Origin of the sequence: Sorangium sp. So ce145 (assembly GCF_051525985.1) — a bacterium.
Classification (GTDB): domain Bacteria; phylum Myxococcota_A; class Polyangia; order Polyangiales; family Polyangiaceae; genus Sorangium; species Sorangium cellulosum_B.
Map to the genome: position 1 here is coordinate 5404651 of NZ_CP150315.1, position 25671 is coordinate 5430321.

The following is a 25671-nucleotide window of genomic DNA, read 5'->3' on the forward strand; positions in this document are numbered from 1 at the left end:
CGTCGATCAACCGACGCACCGCCCGCGGGGCCGATCAGAGCCCGCCGATCCCTCGCGGCGGGAGCCCGATCTCGGTGTCGACGGTCGCGTCCTCCAGCGGCTCGAGCGCGCCGTTCGCCGCCACCTTCCAGCGGCGGAGCTTGCTCCTCTCCGCGTCGCTCAGCAGGCAGACATCGCCGCAGCCGGGCGAGCAGTGGACGCCGCCGAAGGCGTAGGACTGGGTCGCCTCGGCGAGCGTCGTGACCTCGCCCGTGGTGATGCTCACGGAGAAGGCGCGATCCCCGGCGGACGCGCTGCCCGCGTAGGCCGTCCCGAGGAGCACGTCCTCGGAGGCGAAGGCGAGCGTGGGCTGGACCGCGGCGCCGAGCGCCCTGGCCACGCCGAGCCGCTCGATCTCCTCCGGGGGCGAGGTGCGAGCGTCGTAGATCACGACGTCGCTCGTCGCCGGATCGTACTCCATCGCCTCGGCGTCGAAGCGGCTCGAGCAGGCGACCGCCAGCCGCTCTCCCGAGGGCGACACGGCGAGGCGCCCGCAGCCGTAGAGCCCCTGCACGTCGACCGTCCATGCGACGGCGCCCTGCTCCGGCGAGACGCCCACGAAGCGCCCTTCACCCACGGTCGAGAGGTCCGCGGCGAGCCGTCCGAGAGCCACGACCACCTCGTCGCCGACGCGCGCCATCCCCGACGGGCGCGGCAGGAGCCCCTCTTCCTCCTCCGGCAGGGCGATGCGCCCCGCGATGGAGTACTTCTTCGTGTCGACGATCAGGAGATCGCCGCCCTCGTCCAACGGCTCCACGCCCGGGCTCGGGTTGCTCCCGTAGCGCGACACGAGCGCGCGGTCCGCGCCCACCTCGATGTAGTCCTGAGGGTTCGCCTCGAACCCCTGCCCGACCGGGAGCTGCGCGAGGACCTCGGCGGTCTCGAGATCCATCCAGGTGATCACGTTCGTGCCGAACCGATCGAGCAGGACCACACGGCCGGACGGCGGCGCCGCCGTCGGGACGTCGACGTCGCCGGACAGCGCGAGGCTGAGCCCCGGCTTCGCCGCGCCGCTCGACACGAAGGAGGGCGACAGGGTGGTCCCGTCGAGCGCCGACACAGCGATGTTCGTCGACTGGTAGTCGCTCGTCACGATGACGACGCCGCGCTCGCACGCGTCGCCGTCGCCGCCGCCGTGGACGCCGCCCGTCGACGGCGGCGGCGAATCCACGTTGCACCCGAGCATCGGGATCGAGATCGCGAACGCAAACAGACTGATCTTCACCATGTTGACTCCAGTGTGAAAAACACGCTCCGCCCCGGGAGCGGAAACCCGACGACATCCGTACGCCGCGCGTCCAGGAGGTCCGCGACGCGACCCCTCACCGCGAGGTGCCCGTCGAGCCACCTCGCCTCCGCGTCGAGGTCGAGGGTCGCTTGCTCCGCGATCACGCCGAGCCCGGCGGGATCGGCGTACCGGCTCGACTGGTACACGGCCCGGATCTCGCCCGACGCGCCCGAGAACACGGCGCCGCTCGGGCGCTTCCACGCGGCGTGCAGGCGCGGCGCGACGACGAGGCGCGAGCGGAACGGGAGGAGGTCGTTCCTCGTCGTCCGCCCCGGCGTCGTGTCCCGCGGATCGAGCAGCGTCGCCGCGATCTCGGCGCGGAGGAACCGGGTCACCTCGACCCCGGCCAGGAGCTCCGCGCCCACGACGCGGGCGCGGCCGACGTTGTACGGGCTCACGTAGCCCTGACCGGACTTCTCGTACGCGACGAGCCCGGAGACCGCGCTCCCGAACGCGAACACGTCGATGAAGGCGCCGCGCAGCACGGCGCCGCGCCCCGTCTGCGCCCGGATCCCGGCCTCGATCGTGGCGCCCGACTCCGGCTCGAGCTCCGCGTTGCCGTGGACGACGCCGGAGACGCCGTACACCTCGCCGAGCGTCGGGACGCGGACGTAGCGGCCCACGGTCGCGAGGAACCGGAGCCGGTCGCTCCCCGCCTCCACGCCGACCCGACCGGTCGGGACGAGCACGTCGCAAGGGCGCTCCCGGTCCGCGCCGGTGGCGTGGCACTCCCCGCTCGCGAGGGCGTGCAGCGCGAGCCCCTCGCCGAGGCGCGCCTCCGCGCTGACGGCGCCGCGCGCGAACGAGCGCCGCGCCCGCGCGAGCGGGACGTCGTCCGGCGCGCGTGAGATGTCCTCGCGCGCGACCGAGAGCACGGGCCGCACCCGGAGCCGCTCGGCGAAGGAGAGCGTCGCCCCGAGCGTCTGCTCCAGGCGGCGGCCGGCGAGGCGGAGCTCCGGCGTGAGCAGCGCGAGCTCGAAGAGGGGGTCGTGGACCTCCGACCGCGCCTCGATGAACGAGGTGCGCGCCTCGAGCGTGTGCTGCGCCTCTCCGCCGAAAGGCACCCGCGCCGCGACCGACGTCAGCGCGCGCCGCGACTCCCCCCGCGCCTCGCGGGACGGCAGGAGCGCGAGCCTCGGCACGCCCTGCTCGCGGCCTGTGCCGTTCGCGATCACGTCGACGATCGCGCCGCCCCCGAGCTCGACGCGCGCGAGCGCCCAGGCGTCGATCGTGCGCACGTCGGCGTTCTGCCGGCGCTCCAGCTTGTCGTCGCTCTCGTCGAAGAGCGTCCCGCCATCGTTGACGAACGCGTAGCGGTTCTCCGCGGCCTCGGCGCTCACCCCGACGATCGCGCTCACCGGGCCCGCGCTGGCGCCGGCGAACGCCCACCCGCGCCGCGCGCCGAGCGAGCCCGCCATGGCGCCCACGCCGGCCGTCGTCCGGGAAGGCCGCCGCGGCTCGAAGAAGATCGCGCCGCCGGGGCCGAGGCGGTCGGCCTCGATGGGCGCGTGGCCGCGGTAGATCTCGATGCGCTCGATGAGCCAGAGGGGCACGAGGGAGAGATCCGCCGTCCCCACGACGTCGTCGTTCAGGCGGACGCCGGCGAGGTACACCGGCGTCTGCGTGGCCGTCGCTCCCCGGAGGGCCGCGGTCGCCGGCCCGCCGAAGCCGCCCGACTCGATGACGAGGACGCCCGGCTGCGTGCGGAGCACGTCCCCCGCCCCGAGCCCCGCGCCCGTGAGGCGCTCGCGGCCCAGCACCGACCCCGCGACGGACCTGTCCTTGGGCGGCGCGGGCGCGCGCATGGGATCCCCCTCGACGCGCACCTCCAGCGGGTCGGTCCCCGGCCGAGCGGCAGCGCGACCGCCGTCCTGCTCGACCTCCGGCCTGCGCGGATCGTCGGCGCGGGCGGCCGGCAGCGCCGCCACGGCGCTGCAGGCGGCGAGCGAGAGCCAGCACGCCACGCCGGCGCTCCGGCGCCGACGCGACCGACGATCCGAGGAATCAACCATTCACGCGCCGCCTGCCCGCGTCGACCCCGCGCTGCTCAGGGTGAGCTGAGAGCCGAAGCGAGGGGGCTGCGTGACGGGCCACGGCACCGCGCGCGAGCGAGGTGGTCGAGAGCCTGGGCGCCTTCCCCTCGAAGGCTCAGGTCAGCGCGCGCCAGAGCACCGGCGCGCGCACCTTCGGCAGGTCTTCGGACTCACGGGCGCCGCGGCCGTCGCCGGTCGCTCTCCTACACATCACCGCTTCCCAGGCTGCTCTGGTGCGTGCCCAGTGCTTCTTGGTGATGGTCGTTCCCGTTCACCGCTGCGGGGGCAGTCCCGGATTCTCACCGGGTTCCCTTTTCAGCTCGCCAGGCGATGGCCGGACGAGCACCGATGGCGGGGCGACTCGTCGCACCCGTCACGCAGGATGTCAACGCAGAAGCGAAGGCCCGGAGCGCCCCGTCCACGGGCCCACCGGCGACGCACACCCGAGACAGAACCGGGACTCCCTTGACAGTCCTGCTCGCGCGTGCCATGAGTTACTTGAAACTGATTTTCCTTATCAGTTATCGGAAACGAGCGGCCCGAGACCCGACGTCCAGCGCCCGATGACCTGAGCCCACGTGGCTCTCGACGCCCATCGGAGCTGAATGTGACGAGTTCCATCTCGATACCGGCCGCTGTCGCGCTGCCCGCGGCGAACGCAGGGCAGCTGTTGAAGCAATACACCCCTGAGTCGGCGTTCTTCTTCGCGTCGCCGACGCGCACCCTCCTCGCGCAGGGCGTGCACGACATGATCCTCGAGCCGAACGGCGCGGATCGGGGCGACCGCCTCGCGGACCGCGTCACGAGGGTGCTCGCGTCGGCGTCGAGGGCCGGCCAGGGCCTCCCCATGGTGGTCGGCGCGGTGCCGTTCAACAGCACGTCGCCGGCGCACCTCATCGTGCCGAGGGCGATCCAGAGCGCGGGCCCGCTCCACCGCACGTCGGAATCGCCGAGGTCGCACCTGCCGATCACCATCCAGGAGCTGCGCCAGGTCCCCGAGCCCCGCGACTACGTGCGCGGCGTCGAGACGGCGGTGGGCCTGATGCGGTCCGAGGCGCTGAGCAAGGTCGTCCTCTCCAGGATGCTGGAGATGGTCCTGCGAGAGCCGGTCGATCTCCGCCTCGTCCTCCAGCGCCTCTCGCAGCAGAACCGGAACGGCTACACCTTCGCGGCCAACCTGTCGGATCCCACGGCCGGGCTCTCCAGCGCGGAGCGCGGCGTCCCGACCTCGCGCGCGCGGACGCTCCTCGGCGCGAGCCCGGAGCTGCTCCTGTCCCGCTCCGGGCTCCGGGTGATCGCCAATCCGCTCGCCGGCTCCGCGGTCCGCAGCCCGGACCCCGACGAGGACCGCCGGCGGGCGATCGCCCTGCTCGCGTCCGAGAAAGACCGGCACGAGCACGCGATCGTCGTCCACGCCGTCGCCGCCGCGCTCCGGCCGTTCTGCCGGCGCCTGAGCGTCCCCGACGAGCCCTCGCTCACGCAGACCCCGACGCTGTGGCACCTGTCGAGCCGGCTCACGGGGGAGCTGCGCGATCTCTCGATCTCCTCGATGAAGCTGGCCACCGCGCTGCACCCGACCCCCGCGGTGTGCGGATACCCCACGGACCGCGCCCGGGACGCCATCGAGGCGATCGAGCGGTTCGATCGCGGGTTCTTCACCGGGCTCGTGGGCTGGTCCGACGCCAGCGGCGACGGCGAGTGGGCGGTCGTCATCCGCTGCGCCGACGTCGCCGGCCGGGCGCTCCGCCTCTATGCCGGGGCCGGGATCGTCATCGGTTCGAACGGCGAGCACGAGCTCGCCGAGACCACCGCCAAGCTCGGGACCATGCTGAACGCGCTCGGCCTCGACGAGGCGCCGGAGCGGGCATGAGCGCTCCGGAGGAGAGCCGGCAGGCGCGACCGCAGGCGCTCGACGGCTGGACTCCGTGGCCGGCCGAGATGGCCGAGCTCTACCGGCGCGCCGGCTACTGGCGCGGCGAGACCTTCGGGCGCCTGCTCCGCGAGCGGGCCGCGCGTCACCCGGATCGGATCGCGCTCGTCAGCGGCGATCGCCGGCTGAGCTACGGGGAGCTCGATCGGCGCGCCGATCGCCTCGCCGCGGGCCTGCTGCACCTCGGGCTCCGGCCGGGGGATCGCGTCGTCGTCCAGCTCCCGAACATCACGGAGTTCTTCGAGGTGTGCTTCGCGCTGTTCCGGCTCGGGGCGCTCCCCGTGCTGGCCCTGCCCGCGCACCGGCGCGCCGAGATCGCGTACTTCTGCGAGCACACCGAGGCGGTCGCGTACGTCATCGCCGACCGGGACGGCGGGTTCGATTACCGCGCGCTGGCGAGCCAGATCCGGCGCGACGTCGGGACCTTGCGGCACGTGCTCGTGGCCGGCGAGCCGGGCGAGCACACGGCGCTCTCCAGCCTGGACCGGGAGCCCGTCGAGCTCCCGGAGCCCGCCGCGGGGGACGTCGCGTTCTTCCAGCTGTCCGGCGGGAGCACCGGCGTACCGAAGCTCATCCCGCGGACGCACGACGACTACCTCTACAGCGCGCGGGCCAGCGCGGAGATCTGCGGGCTCGACGAGGGCAGCGTTTACCTCGCCGTCCTCCCCGTCGCGCACAACTTCACGCTCAGCTCACCCGGGAGCCTGGGCGTGCTCCACGCCGGCGGCCGCGTGGTGCTCTGCCGCCGCCCCAGCCCGGACGAGGCGTTCCCGTGGATCGAGCGGGAGCGGGTCACGATGACCGCGCTCGTGCCGCCGCTGGCCTCGGTCTGGCTGGAAGCGGCCCGGGCGGCGCGGCACGACCTGTCGAGCTTGAAGGTGCTCCAGGTGGGCGGCGCCAGGCTCCCCGCGGAGGTCGCGCGCCGCGTGGGGCCGGCCCTGGGCTGCAAGGTGCAGCAGGTGTTCGGGATGGCGGAGGGGCTCGTGAACTACACCCGCCTCGACGACCCCGACGCCACCGCGCTCGAGACGCAGGGCCGGCCCATCTCGCCCCACGACGAGGTCCGCGTCGTGGACGACGACGACCGCGACGTCGAGCCCGGGCAGATCGGTCACCTGCTCACGCGAGGGCCCTACACGATCCGCGGCTATTACAGGGCCGACGCGCACAACGAGAAGGCCTTCACGCGCGACGGCTTCTACCGCACGGGCGATCTCGTGCGGCGGACCCGAGAGGGCTACCTCGTCGTGGAGGGCCGCGCCAAGGATCAGATCAACCGCGGCGGCGAGAAGATCGCGGCCGAGGAGGTCGAGAACCACGTCCTCGCCCACCCGGCGGTGCGCGACGCGGCGCTCGTCGCCATGCCGGACGCCCACCTCGGCGAGCGCTCGTGCGCGTTCCTCGTGGCCCGCGGGCAGCCGCCGCCGGCGAGGGAGATCAACGCGTTCCTGCGCGAGCGTGGCGTCGCCCAGTTCAAGGTGCCCGATCGCATCGAGTGGCTCGACGTCCTCCCTACGACGAGCGTCGGCAAGGTGGACAAGAAGGCGCTCCGCCGGTGGATCGCCGACAGGCTCGCGCAGGGCGCGCGCGCCTGAGAGGACAGCGCGGGCCCAGGCGGCGCAGCGGCGCCCGCGGCCCGTTCCATCGACAGGAGCGCTGCGATCACGAGAGAGAGAAGAGAGGAACGACCATGGCCATCCCCCGCATCCAGACCTACCGCATGCCACGAGCCGAGGAGCTCCCGGAGAGCCGGGCGTCATGGCGGCCAGACCCAGGGCGCTCCGTCCTCTTGATCCACGATATGCAGGAGTATTTCCTCGGCTTCTACGACGCGAGCGCGTCCCCGATGGTCGAGCTGATCGCCCATGCCCGCCTGCTCCGCGAGCGGTGCGCGGCGAGCGGGATCCCGGTCGTCTACACGAAGCAGCCCGCCGAGCAGACGAGGGCCCAGCGCGGTCTGCTGACGGATCTCTGGGGGCCCGGGCTGACGCAGCAGCCCGACAAACACGAGATCGTGCGCGAGCTCGCGCCGGGAAGCGCCGACACCGTGCTCACCAAGTGGCGTTACAGCGCCTTCCAGCGAACGGAGCTCCTGGATCTCATGCGCCGGTGGGGCCGCGATCAGCTGATCGTGTGCGGCGTGTACGCGCACATCGGGTGCCTGCTGACCGCGTGCGAGGCGTTCATGAACGACGTCCAGCCGTTCCTCGTGACCGACGGGACCGCCGATTTTTCCCGGCAGCAGCACGACATGGCCATCGCCTACGTGGCGCAGCGGTGCGGCGTCGCGCTGCCGACGAGCGACGTCCTGGCCGCGCTCGCGCCCCGCGAGCGGACGAGCGCCCCGCAGCGCGACGCGGCGGCGCCGGCGCCGGCGCCGCTCAGCGCGACGCAGGACCGGGCGCCGTGGGTCGAGCGCCTGCGCGGCGACGTGGCCGAGGTCCTCGACCAGCTCCCCTCGGCGATCTCCGATCGCGACGGCATCCTCGATCTGGGGCTCGACTCGATACGGCTCATGACGCTCGTCGAGCAGTGGCGCGCCGCGGGGATCGACGTCGCGTTCGTGGACCTCGCCGAGCTGCCGACGCTCGGGCACTGGTGGGAGCTCCTGTCGACCCGGCTGCCGCGCGAGGCGAGGCCGGCGCCCCGGCACCGCGCGGAGGCACCGCTCCAGGAAGCCGCCCGCTGACCGGCCGAGCTTGCCCCACGACGGCTTCCCCATGGCACAGGTCACCATGAATCAGGTCGCGACATCCGCACCCAGGACGGTGGCGCGCACCCCGCCGCGCCTCCTCGAGGTGCTGCGCACGACCGCGATCTCCCCCCGCATGCGGCGGATCACGCTGGGCGGCGCGGCGATCGCGGGGTTCCCCGCGCGCTCGGGCGGCGCGCACATCAAGGTCTTCTTCCCGCGCGGCGACCAGGCGGCGCCGGAGCTGCCCACGCTGGGCCCGGACGGCCCCGTCTGGCCTCCGATGCCGCGGCGGCCGATCACGCGCACGTACTCGGTGCGCAGGTACGACGCGCAGGCCGGCGAGCTGGACGTGGACTTCGTCCTGCACGGGGACGACGGCCCCGCGTCGCGGTGGGCCCACCACGCGAGGCCGGGCGATCGCATCGGCATCGCCGGGCCGGGCGGCCCCGATCCGATGCTCGGTCCCGCGGACTGGTACCTCCTGGCCGGCGACCTCTCCGCGCTGCCGGCGATCGGCGCGCTGCTCGAGGCCCTGCCGAAGACGGCGCGCGGCCACGCCATCGTCGCGATCCCCGACGCGGCGGACGTGCAGGAGATCGAGCGCCCGCCGCACGTGGCGCTGACCTGGATCACCCTGCAGGGCGAGCACGCCCCGGGCCCCCGGCTCGAGGCGGCCGTCCGCGCCCTGGGATGGCCAGCGGGCCGCGTCTTCGCCTGGGTCGCGGGCGAGTCGTCGTCCGTCGTCGCGATCCGCGATCACCTGCTCGACGAGCGCGGGCTCGGTCGCGAGGCGCTGTACGCGATCCCCTACTGGAAGGCGAGCCAGTCCGAGGAGGCGTACCACGCGGAGCGGCACCGGATCATGGATGGGCTCGACAGGGCCTGACGGGAGCGATCGATGGAGTTCGAGCACAAGGCGGCGCTCGTCACGGGCGCGGCCCAGGGGATCGGCGAGGCCGTCGCCCGGAGGCTCGCCGCGCGCGGCGCCGCCGTGGCGGCGGTGGACGCGAACCGGGAGCGCCTGGCCGCCGTGGTCGCCGATCTCCAGGCGAGCGGCCATCGCGCCGCGGCGTTCGTGGTGGACGTGGCCGACGGCGAGGCGGTCGACGGCGCGGTGGAGCGGATCGAGCGCGAGCTCGGCCCCCTCGAGATGCTTGTCAACGTGGCCGGCGTGCTGCGCGTGGGCGGCGCCCTCTCGCTGACGAGCGACGACTGGGAGCGCACCTTCGCGGTCAACACGAGGGGGGTGTTCAACGTGAGCCGGGCCGTGGCGCGCCGCATGGTGCCGCGCCGATCGGGGTCGATCGTGACGGTCGGGTCCAACGCCGCGCGCACGCCGCGGATGAACATGGGCGCTTACGCGGCCTCGAAGGCCGCCGCGGCCCAGTGGACGAAGTGCCTCGGCCTGGAGCTCGCGCAGCACGACATCCGGTGCAACGTGGTGTCCCCTGGCTCGACGGACACGCCGATGCAGCGCGCGCTCTGGGCGGACGATCGCGGCGCTCAGGCGGTCATCGCCGGCGCCCCCGAGGCGTTCCGGCTGGGCATCCCGCTGCGCCGGATCGCCACGACGGACGACGTCGCCAGCGCGGTGCTGTTCCTGCTCTCGGACGAGGCGCGGCATATCACGATGCACGACCTCTGCGTCGACGGCGGCGCCACGCTGGGCGCCTGATCCTGGTCTGGCTTCGTTCGAGCGAGAAATGAGCCGCCAAGACGCCAAGGACGCCAAGGACGCCAAGATTTTAAATTCATTGTCTTCTTGGCGTCCTTGGTGTCTTGGCGGTTCATTTCTCTGGTTTCCGAGCTGTTCGGTATTCTAGGGACCTTCCTTCGCGACGTTTCCGAACAGCGCGTCGGACGCCGTGCCGACCATCACCACCGCGGCGAGCGCCACGGCGGCGGCGATCGCGAGGGCACCGAGGACGCGCGAGGGCTTCATCTGCCACCACATGGCGAGTCCGCTGAGCGCCCACACGACCAGCGTGATCCCGGTGATGTCCGCGAAGAGCGCCCAGAGCCACGCCACGCCGCCGTGCACGGGGAAGTGATGCGTCTTGTGGAGCGTCTCGAGCACCTCGACGAAGCGGGGCCACCCCCGCGCGCCGGCTGGCCGCCCGTCGAGCCGCCCCGTGCCCAGGTTGTACGTGACGTTCCAGGCGCGGCCGTCCGCGTCCCGCATGCCGAAGCGCAGCTCGGGGCTGATCTTCGGGTGGGCGCGCAGCGGCCCCGCGGCGTCGACACCCATCTTGGGCAGGAGATCCTTCATCTGCTCCTGCACCGCCACCATCCTGTGCCCAGGCAGGTCGATCGCGACGCCGGCGAACGGGGGCGCGGGGGCCTCGGGCTCGGGAGGGTGGCTGGAGACCGTCGCGCTGCCGTCGTCGAGGCGCAGGATCACCACCTCGCGCCCCCCATCGGCGCGCGGCGCCGCGAGCAGGGGCCACCCGGAGAAGGCGCCCGGGGTCCCCGGATCGAGCGTGTAGCGCGAGGGCGAGCCGGCGTTGAGCTGCTCGACGACCTGGCGCGCGAGCTCGCCGGGATCCCAGGGCTGGAACCCGGTGAGCGCCGACAGCCGCTCTCCCGAGAGCGACCGGCTGTCGATGTCTCGCCCGATCTGCGGGTGATTGAACAGCGTGCCGCTGATCCCGAACAGCAGTATCCAGGGGAACAGCAGCAGGCCCAGGTACATGTGCACGCGCCGCACGACCTTCATGATCGCGCCGTAACGCGGCCGCGCGCGGGGGCCCCGCGGCGAACGGGGCCCTCGCGCGGCGTCGTCCCTCATCGCTCCTTCGTGATCGGGCGCGAGCGTCATCGGATCTTCGCGACGGAGAAGGTGAGCCCAGGCGCGCTCACGCCCGCCTCGCCGGGCCCGTCCTCGCCGATCTCGCGGAGCGTCGTCGACTCCTGGCCCTCGAACTCCAGCAGGAAGGTGCGGTCGCCGAGCGCGACGCTCAGGACGCTGCCGCCGCCGGGCGCCGCGTCGAGCACGGTGGCGGTCGGCGTGTCGCCGAGCGTCACGCTGGCCCACCGCCACGCCGCGGCGCTCGCCAGCACGCGCGGGTGGGTGTCGTCCGCGATCGCGAAGAGGCTCTCGTCGAGCACCCGCAGGAACGCCCTGCCGTCCGGGCCGCCGAAGAGCGAGCCGGCGGTGTCGCCCTCGAACAGCGCGCTCAGCTCCACGTGGAACTCGGGGTCGAACTGCCTCGTCTCCGGATCGAAGCGCAGCATGCACGGGGCGGCCGCGTTGTCGGGGTTGAGCCGGTGCACCGCCGCGCCGTACGCCTCGGTGGCCACGTAGATCATGCCGTCGGGCCCCTCGACCCCATCGCGCACGTAACCGCAGCGTTCGTCGGTGACGACGGTCGCCTCGTCCGTCGCGCTGTCCACGACGACGACCGCGGCCACGCTCGGGACCTCCGGGCCGATCCGCCAGCCGCCGAAGGTGATCACGTCGCCGCCCTGGACCAGCGGCGACGAGGAGGAGTACGTGAGGGTGGCGTCCTGGATGACGAGATCCTCGAGCGGGATGTCGCCGGTGACCGTCATTTCCTGAGGGTTCCAGACGACCACCTGGGCGGTGGGACCATCGAAGAAGTACGCCTTGGTCGCCGAGACGAAGTGGAACTGGGTGCCGTACTCGCCGAGCTTCGCGAGGCCCTTGCCCTGGAAGCTCACGGTGTCGCCTTCCTCGAGGCTGCCGTCCTCCTGCAGGTCGTAGCGGGTCACGGTCGCCGCGGCGTCGCTCGCCACGAACACCGCGCCTCCGCCGTCCAGCCCGACACCGAGGGCGCGCCCCTGCACCTCGATGGCGTCGTCCAGCGACAGCGCCTCATCCGAGTCGATGTCGTCCGTCACGATGACGTAGCTCTGGGTGTCGCCGCCGTCCGGCCCGAAAACCTGGACCGTGAGGGCGTACGCCGGCCCCGCGTCGGGCGTCCCCCCCGCGCCGCTTGTGGCTCCGCCGGCGCCCCCCGCGCCGCCGGTGCCGCCGCTCGTCGCGCCGCTGCTCGTGCCATCGCTCGTGTCGTCGCCGCACGCGGCGAAGCACGGGAGGAGCAGGGTCAAGAGGAGGGCACTCGCGTAGCGCGCACGAAATAACATGAAGGATCTCCTTGTGTCGGGTTTCAACCGCTGTCGCACGAACATCGGCTCACAGGCTCAAGGCGAGCTTGGCGTACGCCGCTCGCCCCGGGCGCTGGACGCCGTAGAAGCTGAAGGCCTTCTCGTCGGTGAGGTTCTGGACCTCGACGGTCGAGCTCACCGTCCATCCGCCGCGCTCGACCAGGTACGTGAGCGCGAGCGTGTGCACGAGCTGCGACGGGATCTCCGCCTTGGAGTCGGCTGCACCGCGGCCTTCCGGGCCGACGAAGAAGGCGTGTACGTAATCGGCGTGCCAGGTCAGGGACAGGACATCACGCCGCGCCGAGATCTCGGGCCACTGCGCGCGCGCTGCGACCCCGCCGAAGAGGTACGGCTGGTTCTGGATGCGAACGCCGGTCGAGCCGTCCCGGAAGTCCTGCCATGTGACGTGACCGTCGACCGACAGCCAGTTGCCCGGAGAGGTCCACCCCGCTGTCGACTCGATACCGACGGATCGCGCCGACAGCGTGTTTCCGTACTCCGAGTAGCCCAGGTGCCTTCGCAGCGTGATCAGATCCTCGGTGAAGCGACCGAAGCCGTTGGCGCTGAACCGGAGCTGTCCCGCGCCGGTCTCCGCGCGCTCCAGAGTCACGCCGAGGTTGACGTTGTGGCTCGCCTCCGGCTGCAGGTGGACGTTCCTGACGATGAGCCCTCCGTCGCCGAACAGCTCCTCCGGTGTCGGCAGGCGGGTGGCGAACTCGTACGAGGCCTTGGCGTAGAGGGCGTCGGTGAAGCGGAAGCGCAGGCTGTCCCCTGCCCCCACCCGGTGGGTCGCTCGATCGACGTCGCCGATCCGGCCGCTCGGCAGGTGCTCCCGGGTGAGGACCGACTGCAGGTAGAGCTTGGCGAAGGTGATGTTCGCGAGCCGGCCCTCGAGCGGCCTCGCCTCGTACTCGACGCCTGCCACGCCGCTCCACAGCTCCCGCTCCGCGGTCAGCGGGTCCTTCTCGGGCTCGGCCACGACAAGGTTCCTCCCGGTGCGCGTCACGTGGCTCGGCGAGAGCCCGAAGCGCAGGACGTGCTCGGTCGCCGGGTGCCAGGCCAGGTTGACGCGAGCGAAGGCGGTGTGCTGGCGGACTTGCTGGTCGTTCGCGTCGTCCCCGACCTCCCCCCGATACGGGCGCTCCACGCAGCCGCCCGACCAGTCGTAGGTGCACGTGGCCACGTCGAGGAAGGTCGTGCGCGCGTACGAGTAGCCCGCGAGGGCGTCCAGCCGCGCCCTCCCGGAGAACGGCTGCGCATACCGCAGCAGCGCGCCGCCGGTCTGCCTGCCGAAGGTGACCTCTCCGAAGGGCGGCGACTTGACCCTGCCGTCGAGCATGTCGACGAGCAGACCGTGCTGCACCTCCTTGTCGTGCGAGGTGAAGAAGGCGCGAAGGAGCAGGCGGTCGGCCCACGGCCGCCGCGCGACCCCCACCTCGGCCGCGCCGCCGGCCGCGACATAGCCATCGTGGAACCGCCGGGCGCGCGCGGGCGACAGGCGCCCGCTCTCGTCGTACGCCATGACGTCGATCGGGGTGTCGTTCCGCGCGCGATCGACGAACCCGCTCGCGCGAGCGAAGAGGCCGCTCGGCGCGTGCGCGTGGCGCGCGCCGAGGGTCATCCGGTACGTGCCGAAGGAGCCGGCCTGGTAGGACGCCGACGCGCCCGTGCCGCGCGTGTCTTGATCGGTCACAAGGTTCACCGCGCCGCCGAGCGCGTCCGTGCCGAAGCGAAGCGGCACGACGCCGCGGTAGATCTCGGCGCGCTCGACGAGGTTGACCGGCACGTTGGCGACCCCGAAGGAGTGCCCGGCGAGGTCGAGCGGCACGCCGTCGAGGAAGAAGCGGATCCGGTCGTCGGTGAGGCCGTTCAGCGAGAAGCGCGCGCCGGAGCCGAGCCCGCCGAGGCGGCGCACGCTCACGCCCTCGGCGCGCGCCAGCACCTGGCCGAGATCCGCGGCCTGCCGCCTGGCCTCGACGGTCTCGATGACCTGGACCGCCTGCGCGGAGGTCCGGAGCCGCTCGGCCTCGGAGGCCCCCCGCACGCTCACCTCGATCGCGGGCAGCGCTGGCCCTGCGGCGCCAGCGACCGGCGCGGCGCCGGCGGCGCCTGTGATGGGCGCGGCCGAGGGGACAACCTGCCCGGCCGGGATCCCTGTTCCGGGGCCCGCCGCGGGGGGCGGCGCAGGCAGCCGGAAGTCGTGGCGGTAGAGGATGCGCGACGCGACGCTCCGGTCGCCCCGCCGCGCCGGCCTGAAGCGGAAGCGCAGCGCCGCTTGCTGCGCGGCCTCGTCGAACCCGTGGCCCGCGGGCTCGGCGACCTCTGCGCTGGTGACGCGCCCTTCCGCGTCGATCGTCAGCCGCAGCACGACGCTCCCCTCCACCCCCGCCTCGCGCGCCGCCTGGGGATACGCCGCCTCGACCGCGCCCGTGAGCTCGGGCGGGCGCACCGCGAGCGCGGCGCCATCGCCCGGGGCGCGCGCCGCCGGCGCTGCCTCGGCCCCGGGTGCCGCTCTCTCGCCGACCTCTCCGGCAGGGGCCTCTTCGCTCGCCCGCGCGTCCGCTGCGAAGGCCAACAGGGCACCGCAGGGGGCGAGGACCAGAGTCCCGGCCAGCGCGGCGCAACACAAGGGCTGTAATCGAATCATGAGATCACCGGGCATGCTCACCGGAGCGTGACGCAGCGGCGCTCTGGCCGGCTCTGCGCAAGCTGGTTGTCGTGCCGTCTCGCTCGCCGGCTCTTCAGGCCTCTTCAAATGGCACAGACCGCGCTGGCCAGGGGCCGCCGCCGCGAGCTGTCATGTCAGCGCCCTGGGAGATTCAACCGCTCACGTCCTCCGCCGCCGCCGGGACCGGGACGACGACGACGCGCTTGCACCGCCGGCACTTCAGCTCGACGCCGCCGGGCACATACCGGGCGAGGAGGCTGCCGCAGCCGCAACGCACGGAATTGGGCTCGGCACGTCCAGCAACGCCGCAGTGATCACACCGGCTGTCGAGCGGAGCAGTCGCCTTCGACATCAGGTTGTCCATCGTGGAACCCCATTCTCAATAATGAAAGTCACTTTCACTTTCAATCTTGAACCTGCCATGCTACCAACAGCGTTGTCAAGCGAAAGCGGTCGGAGAGCGTCCACTGCGCCCGCGAGGCGTCGCGACGTCCGCAGGTCCGAGCAGCGCGAGATCGCGGCCGAAATGGCGCGATCTGCGCGCTCGCTCGGGTCGCCGGCGCCATGCCTCGCTGGCGCGGACAGGTCCCCGCGGGACGGTGGCCCGCGGCGGGAGTCCCAACGAATTCGCTTGACAATGCCCACCCTACCTCACCATAAACGAACTTGAAAGTAGTTTTCATTTTCATTCGCTCGTCGATGCCGAGGTGGCCACGCCCATCGCGGCGTCATCGAGCTGGGTTCGCCGTCGGGACGACGTCCGGCGCCCCTGCCCTGCGTGCTCTCGGGGCTCGGGCCCCGTGCGCCGGCGGGCTCCGCTTTCGTTCCAGCGGCGCTGGCTAGGGCGTCAAGGCCGCCTTTGCGCCGTCGTCGCGGGCCGCGGATCGCCTGCCGCGAGCGTGCCTCTGGCGGCTGTCCCGTCGAGCGCCGGTTGAACCAGGAAGGTTGTCGTCATGGTCGCTCCTCAGGACGCGCGCTGGCCGCTGTCGGCCGCGCAGCACGGTATCTGGCTGGGCCAGCAGCTCGACCCCGCGAGCCCGGTGTACAACGCGGGCGAGTGCGTCGAGATCTGCGGGGCCCTCGATCTCGCGACCCTCGAGGCCGCGATACGCCAGGCCGCCTCGGAGGCAGAGGCGCTGCACGTGCGCTTCACGAGCGAGGCGGATGGGCCGCGCCAGCGCCTCGACCTGTCCCCTGACTTCGCTGTACACCGCGTCGACGTCGGCGCGGCGCCGGACGCGTTCGCCGCGGCCGAGGCGTGGATGCGCGAGGATCTCGCGAGGCCGGTGGATCTCGCGCGCGGGCCCCTCTTCACGGAGGCGCTGTTCACGGCGGGGCCCGATCGGCTCTTCTGGTACCAGCGCGCGCACCACATCGCGCTGGACGGCTACGGCTTCTCGCTGATCGCGCGGCGGGTGGCCGAGATCTACACCGCGCGCGTCGAGGGCCGATCGAGCGAAGGCGGCGCCTTCGGGTCGCTGCGCCGGGTCGTCGACGAGGATCTGGCCTACCGCGCCTCCCCCGATCTGGAGCGCGATCGCGCCTTCTGGACGCAGCGCTTCGCCGATCGGCCCGAGCCGGTGAGCCTCGGCGACGAGCCGGCGCCCGCGTCGCGCGCCTGCCTGCGCCGGACGGCGTCGCTCGCGCCGTCCACCGTCGACCGGCTGAAGGACGTGGCGCGCCAGGCGAAGGCGACCTGGCCCGACGTCGTGATCGCCGCGACCGCGGCGTACGTGCACCGGCTCACCGGCGCGCCCGAGATCGTCCTGGGGCTGCCCGTGATGGGGCGCCTCGGCTCGGTGTCGCTGCGCATCCCGGGCATGGTCATGAACATCGTCCCGCTCCGGGTGCCGGTCGCGGAGGGCGCGAGCCTGGCCGACGTCGCCCGGCAGGTCGCGGCCGAGCTCGCGGCCATCCGGCCCCACCTGCGGTATCGCTACGAGCAGCTGCGCCGGGATCTCAAGCTGATCGGCGGCGGCCGCCGGCTGTTCGGCCCGGTGGTCAACATCATGCCGTTCGATTACGACCTGCGCTTCGCGGGGCATCGCGGCGTCGCGCACAACATCTCCGCCGGCCCGGTCGAGGATCTGTCGTTCGGCGTCTACGCGAGGTCGGACGGGCGCGGGCCGCGGCTCGACCTCGACGCCAACCCGGCCTGCTACGGCGACGACGATCTCTCGGCGCACCAGCGGCGCTTCCTCGCGTTCCTGGAGGCGATCGCCACCGCCCCCGAGCAGGCCCTCGATCGCGCCGAGATCGACCTCCCCCGGGCCGCGGCGCGCGCGCCCGGCGCGCAGGCGGTCGCGACCGAGCAGCCCGGCGCGCTGCTCGACGGGGGCCCGCTGCCGGCGTCGGCGCGCCCCGTCGTCGAGCAGATCGCCCTGCGCGCGCGCGAGCGGCCAGACGCGACAGCCATCCAGCACGGCCTCGAGCGCGTGACCTACGGCGAGCTCGACCTCGCCGCCCGGCGGCTCGCCGCCCGGCTCGCCGCGCTCGGCGCCGGGCCGGACACGCTGGTCGCGGTGCTCCTGCCGCGCAGCGTCGGCGCCATCACCGCGATCCTCGGCGCGCTCTACGCCGGCGCAGGCTACCTCCCCCTCGATCCGGACGGGCCGCAGCCGAGGACGACGGCGATCCTCGACGACGCAAGACCGGCGATCATCGTCACGACGTCGCCGCACGCCGCGAAGGTGGGGAGCGATCGCGCGGCGCGCCTCGTGCTCCTGGACGAGGCGATCCACGGCGCGCCGGCGCGGGCGCTGGTCCAGGGCGCGGAGGAGCACCTGGCGTACGTCATCTACACGTCCGGCTCCACCGGCCGCCCGAACGGCGTCATGATCGAGCGCGGCGCGCTGGCCCACTTCGTGGCGGCCGCGACCCACCGCTACGATCTGCGCCGCGACGACCGGGTGCTGCAGTTCGCGCCGCTGCACTTCGACGCCAGCGTCGAGGAGATCTTCCTGACCCTGTGCGCGGGCGCCGCCCTGGTGCTGCGCACGGACGAGATGCTGCAATCCGTGCCGCGGCTGCTCGACGCCTGCGAAAGGCACCGGATCACCGTCCTGGATCTGCCGACCGCGTTCTGGCACGAGCTCGCCTACGCCCTCTCGACCGGCGCGGCGTCGCTCCCCGAAGGCGTCCGCACCGTCATCATCGGCGGCGAGGCGGCGCTGCCCGAGCGCGTCGAGCGCTTCCGCCGCGCCGTCGGCCGGCGCGCGCGGCTGCTCAACACCTACGGCCCCACCGAGGCGACCGTCGTCGCCTCGGCCGCCACGCTGAGCGGCGGCGACGCGCCGGACGACGCGCCAGACGACAGACACGAGGCGCCGATCGGCACGCCGCTGCCCGGGGTTCGCGCGGCCATCGTCGACACGCACACGCACACGCACACGCACACGCACACGCGCGGCCGGCTGGTCCCGCGGGGCGCCGTGGGCGAGCTCCACCTCATCGGGCCCGGGCTGGCGAGGGGGTACCTCGGGCGGCCGGACCTCGACGCCGCGCGCTTCGTCGTGCTCGACCAGCTGGAGGGCCGCCCGCGCGCGTACCGCACCGGCGACCTGGTCCTCCAGCGGGCCGACGGGCAGCTGGTCTTCGTCGGGCGCGTCGACGACGAGCTCAAGATCAGCGGCCACCGCGTCGATCCGCTCGAGATCGAGGCCGCGCTCCTGCGCCACCCTTCCGTGCGGGAGGCGGCCGTCATCGGGCACGCCTCGGCCGGCGGTGGCAAGCGCCTGTCCGCGTTCCTCGTCGCCGGGGACCCCGCCCCGTCGCCGGCCGAGCTCCGCCGGCACGCGCGCTCGCTGCTCCCCGCGGCCGCCGTCCCCTCGGCCTTCGTGCTCACCGATCGGCTGCCGAGGACGAGCTCCGGCAAGATCGACCGCAAGGCGCTGCGGGAGGCGCCGCTCGCCGCGGCGGCGGAGCCGCCTGCCGCCGCGACGGCGCTCGAGCGGCAGCTGCTGCAGGTCTGGGAGCAGGTGCTCGGCGTGAGCGGCCTGTCGGCGCACGACGATTTCTTCGAGCGCGGCGGCCAGTCGCTGCAGACGATCCAGGTCGCCAACCGGCTCAGCGTCGATCTCGGGCGGGAGATCCCCGTCGCGATGGTCTTCCGCCACCCGACCGTCGCGGCGCTCGCGCGCGCCCTCGACGAGGCGCAGGGCGCGGCGGCGGCGGCGCAGACGAGCGGCGAGCCCCCCGGCGCGATGCTGGCCGACGCCGAGCTCCCCGAGGACGTCGTCCCCCGATCGCTCGTGTGGTCCGGCGGCGGCGGTCGCCCGCGGCAGATCGTGCTCACCGGCGCGAGCGGCTTCGTCGGCGCGCACCTGCTCCACGAGCTCCTGGCGCAGACCGACGCGACCGTGATCTGCCTGGTGCGCGCCGAGAGCGAGGCGCACGCAGCGGAGCGGATCCGGCAGGCGCTCTCGAAGCAGCGCCTGCCGGTGGGCGGCATCGACGCGCGGGTGCTCGCCGTGCCCGCCGACCTGACGCAGCCCCGCCTCGGCCTGAGCGCCGCGCGGTTCGGCCAGCTCGCCGCGGAGTGCGACGCCATCTACCACAACGCCGCGGTGGTGAGCCTCGTGCGCGACTACCGCAGCCTGCGCGCCGCCAACGTGATCGGCACGCGCGAGGCGCTCCGCCTGGCCGCAGCCGGGCGCCCCAAGCCGCTGCACCACGTGTCGACGCTCGCCGTGGCCCCGGGCATCGCGGCGAGCCCCGAGGTCGCGGAGGCGTTCGTGCCGCCGCACCCCGGCCTGCGCGACGGCTACCAGCAGAGCAAGTGGGCGGCCGAGCGCCTGGTGCAGCAGGCCGCCGAGCGCGGGCTGCCGGTCGCCGTGTACCGCCTGGGTCGCGTCGTCGGCGCGCCCGGAACGGGCGTCGTCAACGAGCAGGATCTGGTCTTCCGGCTGCTGCGGGCCGGCATCCCCGCCGGCGTCCTGCCCGATCTCGACGTGAGGGAGGTGTGGACGCCCGTCGACTACGTCGGGCGCGCGATCGTGCATCTCTCCCTCACCGCGCAGGCCACGGGCGCCGTGGTCAACGTCGCCCCTGCGCCCGAGGTCCGGCTGACGGAGCTCTTCGACTGGGCGCGCGACTACGGCTACCCGGTCGAGCGGCGCCCTGTCGCGGCGTGGCGCGCGCGGCTGAAGGACGGCGCCGACGCCGCGGACAGCGCCACGCTCGCGTTCTTCGATCTCCAGTCGGCCCCGGCCGACGGAGAAGCGACCTTCGGCATCGGGCGCGTGCGCTGCGACAACCTGGAGCGCGGCCTGGCCGGCACCGGCATCACGTGCCCGCCGATCGATCGCGCGCTCCTCCACCGCTACCTCGATCGCTGCGTCGAGGAAGGCCTCCTGCCGCCCCCTTCCAGCGCGGCGCGGCGAGCGCCGCGCCCCGCATGACACCGGCTCACGGACGAGAACCTCTAGCCAGAGAGAACGACCACGATGACCACACAGACGATCGACCCACGGGACAGGAAGCAGGGCGGCGGCGCGCCGCAAGGCGCCGCGGAGGGGCTCCGGCTCGACCGCTCGAACGCGCTGCTCGCCGAGGCGCGCCGGCTCATCCCCGGCGTCACGCAGTCGCTCATGAAGCGGCCGGAGATGTTCGCGCTCGGCTCGTTCCCCGTGTACCTCGAGGGCGGCGAGGGCGCGCTGGTGCGCGACGTCGATGGCAACCAGTACATCGACTACATCTGCGGGCTCGGGGCGAACACGCTCGGGCACAACCACCCGGCGGTCGTCGACGCCATCCGGCGGCGGCTCGACAGGGGAATCCTTCACTCGCTGCCGACGGAGGTCGAGGTCACCGCCACGCAGGACCTCGTCGCGCTGACCCCGGGCGCCGAGATGGCCCGCTTCTTCAAGACCGGCGCGGACGCGACGTCCGCGGCCATCCGGCTCGCCCGCCACGTGACCGGCAAGGAGAAGGTCGTCACCATCGGCTACAACGGCTGGCACGACCACTTCATGTTCGACACCCCCGGCGTCCCGGCGGTGCTGCGCGAGTACACGTACCGCATGCCGCTCATGGCCGAGGCCGACGAGCAGCCGCTGCTCGATCTCATCGCGAGCAAGGGCCCGGAGCTCGCGCTCGTGCTGCTCTCGCTGCCCTACAAGCGATGCGTCTCGGCGGAGTACCTGCGCGAGGTGCGCGAGGCGTGCCGCGCCCAGGGCGTGCTGTTCGTCCTCGACGAGGTCGTCACCGGCTTCCGGCTCGCCCGCGGCGGCGCGCAGGAGTACTACCAGATCGAGGCTGATTTCGTGTGCCTCTCGAAGGGCATCGCCGCGGGCATGCCGCTGTCGGCGATCGCCGGGCCGCGCCAGGTGATGAGCCGACTCTCGGAGCTCCAGGTGTCGACGACGTTCGGCGGCGAGATGCTCTCGCTGGAGGTCTGCAGGGCGGCGCTGCGCGAGTACCGCGAGACCGACTACGTCGCGAGGGTCGCCGCGCTCGGAAAGCGGCTCCGCGAGGGCATCAACCGGCGCGCGGAGCAGGGCGGCTTCCCGCTGCGCGTCGTGGGATACGACGCGATCCCCTTCTTCCTCATGGCCGAGGATCTGGCCGTCCACGCGAAGCGCATGGAGCCGTTCGTCGGCGCGATGGCGAGGCGCGGCGTCCTGCTGCGGCGCGACGTCAACTTCCTCTGCGGCGCGCACACCGAGGCGCAGATCGATCACACGATCGACGCGGCGCACGACGCGCTGCTCGAGCTGGCGAGCCGCGGCGTGATCGAGCGCGGCGCGGGCGCGAAGGCCCGGAGCTGAGCCCACCGTCGTGCTGAACGCTCGCTCCGAACGGACGCTCCTGTTCCTCATCGCCGCGGTCCAGTTCGTCAACCTGCTCGACTTCATGGTCGTCATGCCGCTCGGGCCGGACTTCGCGGTCGCGCTCGGCATCCCGATGTCCGACATCGGCCTGATCGGCGGCAGCTACACCGCGGCGGCGGCGGTCTCGGGGGTCGCCGGCGCGTTCTTCCTGGACCGCTTCGACCGGCGCAGCGCGCTCGCCGTCGCGATGCTCGGCCTCGTCCTCGGCACCGCCGCGGGCGGCCTCGCCACCGGCCTGCCGAGCCTGCTCGCGGCGCGCGTGCTCGCCGGGGCCTTCGGGGGGCCCGCGACCTCGATCGCGTTCTCCATCGTCGCGGACGCGATCCCGCCGGAGCGGCGCGGCAAGGCGATGGGCGTCGTGATGGGCGCCTACTCCCTGGCCGCGGTGCTCGGGGTGCCGGCCGGCCTCGAGCTCGCGCGGCGCGGCGGCTTCCAGGCGCCGTTCTTCGCCGTTGCTGCGCTCGGGCTCACCGTCGCGGGGCTCGCGCTGCTGCTGCTCCCCCCGATGCGCGGCCACCTCGCCGGGGCGCGGGCGCGCGCCGAGGAGGACGCGCTGCGCGAGCTCCGCGCGCTCGTCGGCCGCCCGCTCGTGCTGCTCTCGTACGCGACGACGGCGGTCATGACGATGGCGTCGTTCCTCGTCATCCCGAACATCTCGGCCTACGTGCAGAACAACCTCGGCTACCCGCGCGAGCGGCTCGGCCTGCTCTACCTCGTGGGCGGCGCGCTCACCTTCGTCGTGATGCGCACCGCGGGCGCGCGGATCGATCGCGTCGGCGCGTTCCGTACGAGCCTGGTCGGGGCGGCGATGCTCGTGGCCATCCTCTATGCCGGGTTCCACGCGTACGTGCCGGGGCTGCCCGTGCTCGTCGTCTTCGTCGCCTTCATGACCGGGACGGCGATCCGCAACATCGCCCACGGCACGCTCGCCTCGAAGGTGCCGCTCCCCTCCGAGCGGGCGCGCTTCGGATCCATCCAGTCGGCCGTGGATCACCTCTCATCGGCGCTCGCCGCGTTCCTCGCGGCCAGGATGCTGCACGAGCTCCCCGACCAGCGCCTCGACGGCATGGGCGCCGTGGCCGCGCTGGCGATCGCCTTCACGCTCGCGTCGTCGTGCTTGATCTTCCTGATCGAGCGACACCTCGCCCTCGGCGCGTCGAGCGGCGCCGGCGCCGCGCGCGCGCTGGAGGGCCGGGGCTAGTCGACGAGCGCGGGAGTCCAGAGAGCGCGCATCCAGCCGGGCGCCCCTCACCTGACTGACCTGGTTTCCATCTCCGATTCCCCTCGATGGGAACAACGACCCATTCGGGGCACCTCCCCTTCCGATGCTGGAGAAAAGCTCCGGGGTCGGCTTGCACGGCCGCTGCTCACATGCTCTTTGTCGGTGACCTCATCCATGGTGTCTCCGTCTCTCGTCCCGCGCCTCGCGGGATGCCTTGGCTGCCTCGTCGCGGCCCTCGTCCCACGCATCGTCGTCGCCGTCATCCCGGCCGAAGCCTCGCCTCCTCCGGCGGCGGCGGTCGCGCCGATCACCGAGGTTTCGCCCCGCGCGAAGGGCGCGCCTGAGCCCCTCATCGACGGCGCCGCGCGCTCCGTCGTCGCCGTGGCCGTGTCGCATCGCGATCCCCGGGGCGGCGAGCGCCGCGTGAGCCTGTGCAGCGGCGCGCTCATCGAGCCGAACCTCGTCTTGACGGCGCGTCACTGCATCTCGCGCAACCTGACAGCGACCCCTCGCTGCGATCGCTCGGGCCGGTCGCACAACGGCGATCACGTCGGCGAAGACATCGATCCTTCCGAGATCGCCATTTACACAGGGGACCATATCGATGTCTCCCGCGACGCCGCGCGGGCGCGCGCCGTGGCCACGCTGCACGGGAAAGAGCGCGTCCTCTGCGACGCGGACATCGCCTATCTGGTGCTCGATCGGCCCCTCACCGACGTGGCGCCCCTGCGGATGCGCGAGGTCGGGGCGATCGATCCAGGCGACAGCGTGGTCGCCGTCGGATACGGCGGCGGAGCGGGTAACCGGCTCGGCGTCCGCGCCGCGCGCGGTCCGCGCCTCGTCGCCGCGGTCGGGCCCCGCGCCGATCCGGCGACCGGCAAGGTCCTCGGTCCGCGCGAGTTCGAGATCGAGGGGGCGACCTGCGCCGGCGACTCGGGAGGTCCGGTGATCGACGCTGACCGCGGCGACGTGGTGGGCATCACCTCGCGAGGCGCGGGGTGCACCGCCGCTGGCAACCACGTTTATACGCGCACGGACGCCTTCGCCGCGCTGACGGCCGAGGCCCGCACAGCCGCGCTCGCACAACGCTGAGCTCCGCGCGCCATCGCCGCCGGCTCGCCTCGGCGAGCGCGAGCGTCAGGACGCGCGCGGCGGGAGCAGACCGTGTGCAACAGCGGCACAGCGCGTGATGCGCGGGCGTGCCGGCACGTCGCTCGCATCGCGCGGATTCAACGCAAGACAGGCATTGGATCGACGCTCATGCGGGCAGGGTCGCGTCCGCGATGACGCTGTCTCACCCGCGCCGATGACCACTTTCCCGGAGGGATCGGAACCATGTCGTTGTTGGACACCACCAGGGGCTTCTTGACGCCCGAGCTCATCTCGGCCGCAACGAAGGGGCTGGGCCTGAGCGATGAATCGCCGACGAACGTGCGCGGCGCCGCGGAGAGCTCGGTGCCGACGCTGCTCGCCGGAATGGCTCAGGTCGCCTCCTCGGAGAGCGGCGCAGCGCAGCTGTTCAGGATGATCACCGAGCGGGACTACGAAGGTCTCCTCGGGAGAGCAGGGCCCCTCCGCGCCGAGCAGGCCGAGGAGCTCTCGCACCATGGGCAGTCGATGATCGCCCGCCTGTTCGGCGACCGCGCGAGCGGGATGATCGATCTTGTCTCCCGCTCCTCCGGCGTGGAGCAGCGGAGCTCGACCGCGATGCTCGGTCTGGTCGCTCCGATCGTCGCGTGTGTGCTCGGCCGCGAGGTGAGGTCGAGAGGGCTGACCGCGCGGGGGCTCTCGGATCTGCTCTCCCATCAGAAGCAAGCCTTCAAGGACGATCCACGCGCTCCGGCGGGCCTCGCTGGGTTCCTCGCTCCATCGATCGCGGCGACCGCTCCTTTCGTCGCGGCGCCGGCGCGCGAACGGCCGCATGATGCAGTGTCGTCAGCTCCGCCCCGAACGGCGGCCTATTCGACCCCGCATCCCTCACGTGAAGGGCCTCCCCGCCAACGTCAGACGCGAGAATGGCTGCTCCCGACCTTGCTGGCAGCGGCGGTGCTCGGAGGCCTCTGGGCGTTCGTCCGCGAACGCAGGCTGGACCGCACCGCCGCCGCGCCCACGCACGAGGCCCCCGTCGCGGCGGCTCCGAGGGAGGACCTCGCGCAGCCGGTCGCGCCGCCGCCGCAGCCCGAGGCGCCGCGCGCCGAGGCGCCCACGGCCGCCGCGCCCAGCGAGGCGCCGCCGAACGCGCCGGAGGTCGTCGAGCAGCTCAGGATCACGGCCGGAGAGATGACGCTCCCGGGCGGCAAGGTCCTCTCCGTCGACGAGCACGGCTCCGAGGCGGAGATCGCGCGGTACCTCGACGCCGGAGCCGCGGAGGGCCCCAGGCGCTTCTCGATGGAAGGCATCAACTTCCAGTTCGGGACCACGGAGCTGACCGAAGCCTCGCGACCGAAGCTCGAAGCCTTGGCCGACATCCTCGACGCCTATCCCACCGCGCGGGTGCGCATCGAAGGGCACACCGACGCCGTGGGCGGCGCCGAGGGGAACCGATCGCTGTCGCTGGCGCGAGCCCAGGAGGTGCGCAACGAGCTCACCGCGCGACAGATCGCTCCCGATCGCATCGAGGTGGCCGGGATGGGCGCCAAACAACCGGTGGCGCCGAACGACACCGCCGGCGGACGCGCGCAGAACCGCCGGATCGACGTCACGGTCCTGAGCCGCTGAAGCGGCGACTCACCCCTCTCCACCCAGGAGCAGGGTACCGGCGCCGGCCTGCGGAAGCAGGTACCGGCGCCGGCCTGCGGAAGCAGGTACCGGCGCCGATCGGCTGCGCCGCCCGCGCGC

At 73.2% G+C, this 25671-nt stretch carries 16 protein-coding genes and 1 riboswitch; of the genes, 10 read left to right on the forward strand and 6 right to left on the reverse strand.

Annotated elements, in window-relative coordinates; translation table 11 throughout:
- Positions 1–34: 34 nt before the first annotated feature.
- Positions 35–1267 (reverse strand): hypothetical protein, encoded by a 1233-nt coding sequence (locus tag WMF34_RS20070; RefSeq protein WP_012236507.1) that lies wholly within the window; start codon positions 1265–1267, stop codon positions 35–37.
- Positions 1261–3291 carry a TonB-dependent receptor domain-containing protein gene (locus tag WMF34_RS20075; protein ID WP_437994222.1) on the reverse strand — a complete coding sequence of 677 codons (2031 nt, stop codon included), beginning with the start codon at positions 3289–3291 and terminating at the stop codon, positions 1261–1263. The genes WMF34_RS20070 and WMF34_RS20075 overlap by 7 nt, the downstream gene beginning before the upstream one ends.
- Before the next feature lie 207 nt (positions 3292–3498).
- A riboswitch (cobalamin riboswitch) is annotated at positions 3499–3725 on the reverse strand.
- Between the two features lie 242 nt (positions 3726–3967).
- Here WMF34_RS20075 and dhbC point away from each other — a divergent pair.
- The 5 genes from dhbC (at position 3968) to WMF34_RS20100 (ending at position 9660) form a co-directional block, all read left to right on the forward strand.
- On the forward strand, positions 3968–5230 hold the full coding sequence (gene dhbC, locus WMF34_RS20080) for an isochorismate synthase DhbC (RefSeq protein WP_437994223.1): 1263 nt from the start codon (positions 3968–3970) through the stop codon (positions 5228–5230).
- Positions 5227–6885 carry a (2,3-dihydroxybenzoyl)adenylate synthase gene (locus WMF34_RS20085; protein ID WP_437994224.1) on the forward strand — a complete coding sequence of 553 codons (1659 nt, stop codon included), beginning with the start codon at positions 5227–5229 and terminating at the stop codon, positions 6883–6885. Before dhbC ends, WMF34_RS20085 begins: the two co-directional genes overlap by 4 nt.
- Positions 6886–6980: 95 nt before the next feature.
- Positions 6981–7979, forward strand: a complete 999-nt coding sequence (locus WMF34_RS20090; protein ID WP_437994225.1) for an isochorismatase family protein — start codon at positions 6981–6983, stop codon at positions 7977–7979.
- A 31-nt stretch (positions 7980–8010) separates the two neighbouring features.
- Positions 8011–8871: a siderophore-interacting protein gene (locus tag WMF34_RS20095; protein ID WP_437994226.1), complete on the forward strand. Its 861-nt coding sequence runs from the start codon at positions 8011–8013 to the stop codon at positions 8869–8871.
- A gap of 12 nt (positions 8872–8883) precedes the next feature.
- Positions 8884–9660, forward strand: a complete 777-nt coding sequence (locus WMF34_RS20100; protein WP_437994227.1) for a 2,3-dihydro-2,3-dihydroxybenzoate dehydrogenase — start codon at positions 8884–8886, stop codon at positions 9658–9660.
- A 144-nt stretch (positions 9661–9804) separates the two neighbouring features.
- On the opposite strand, the gene WMF34_RS20105 is transcribed toward WMF34_RS20100, so the two are convergent.
- The 4 genes from WMF34_RS20105 to WMF34_RS20120 form a co-directional block, all read right to left on the reverse strand.
- Entirely contained in the window at positions 9805–10701 is an 897-nt protein-coding gene (locus tag WMF34_RS20105; protein ID WP_437994228.1) for a PepSY domain-containing protein, read from the reverse strand.
- Positions 10702–10799: 98 nt separating this feature from the next.
- Positions 10800–12092, reverse strand: a complete 1293-nt coding sequence (locus tag WMF34_RS20110; RefSeq protein ID WP_437994229.1) for a hypothetical protein — start codon at positions 12090–12092, stop codon at positions 10800–10802.
- Positions 12093–12141: 49 nt separating this feature from the next.
- Complete coding sequence (gene mxcH / locus WMF34_RS20115; protein WP_437994230.1) at positions 12142–14688, reverse strand: TonB-dependent siderophore myxochelin receptor MxcH; 2547 nt, start codon at positions 14686–14688, stop codon at positions 12142–12144.
- Between the two features lie 244 nt (positions 14689–14932).
- Positions 14933–15145, reverse strand: a complete 213-nt coding sequence (locus WMF34_RS20120; RefSeq protein WP_012236517.1) for a hypothetical protein — start codon at positions 15143–15145, stop codon at positions 14933–14935.
- Positions 15146–15734: 589 nt separating this feature from the next.
- Here WMF34_RS20120 and mxcG point away from each other — a divergent pair.
- The 5 genes from mxcG to WMF34_RS20145 all read left to right on the forward strand — a co-directional run bounded on the left by mxcG (position 15735) and on the right by WMF34_RS20145 (position 25551).
- Positions 15735–20180, forward strand: coding sequence for a myxochelin non-ribosomal peptide synthetase MxcG (gene mxcG, locus WMF34_RS20125; protein WP_437994231.1), 4446 nt, complete (start codon positions 15735–15737; stop codon positions 20178–20180).
- 45 nt (positions 20181–20225) lie between these two features.
- The gene (locus tag WMF34_RS20130) at positions 20226–21548 is read left to right on the forward strand and encodes an aminotransferase class III-fold pyridoxal phosphate-dependent enzyme (RefSeq protein WP_437994232.1); all 1323 of its coding nucleotides are present in this window, start codon (positions 20226–20228) and stop codon (positions 21546–21548) included.
- Between the two features lie 10 nt (positions 21549–21558).
- A complete protein-coding gene (locus WMF34_RS20135; RefSeq protein WP_437994233.1) occupies positions 21559–22812 on the forward strand; it encodes an MFS transporter in 1254 nt (417 codons plus the stop codon).
- Positions 22813–23007: 195 nt separating this feature from the next.
- Positions 23008–23925 carry a trypsin-like serine protease gene (locus WMF34_RS20140; RefSeq protein ID WP_437994234.1) on the forward strand — a complete coding sequence of 306 codons (918 nt, stop codon included), beginning with the start codon at positions 23008–23010 and terminating at the stop codon, positions 23923–23925.
- A gap of 243 nt (positions 23926–24168) precedes the next feature.
- Positions 24169–25551 (forward strand): OmpA family protein, encoded by a 1383-nt coding sequence (locus tag WMF34_RS20145; protein ID WP_437994235.1) that lies wholly within the window; start codon positions 24169–24171, stop codon positions 25549–25551.
- Positions 25552–25671 lie beyond the last annotated feature (120 nt).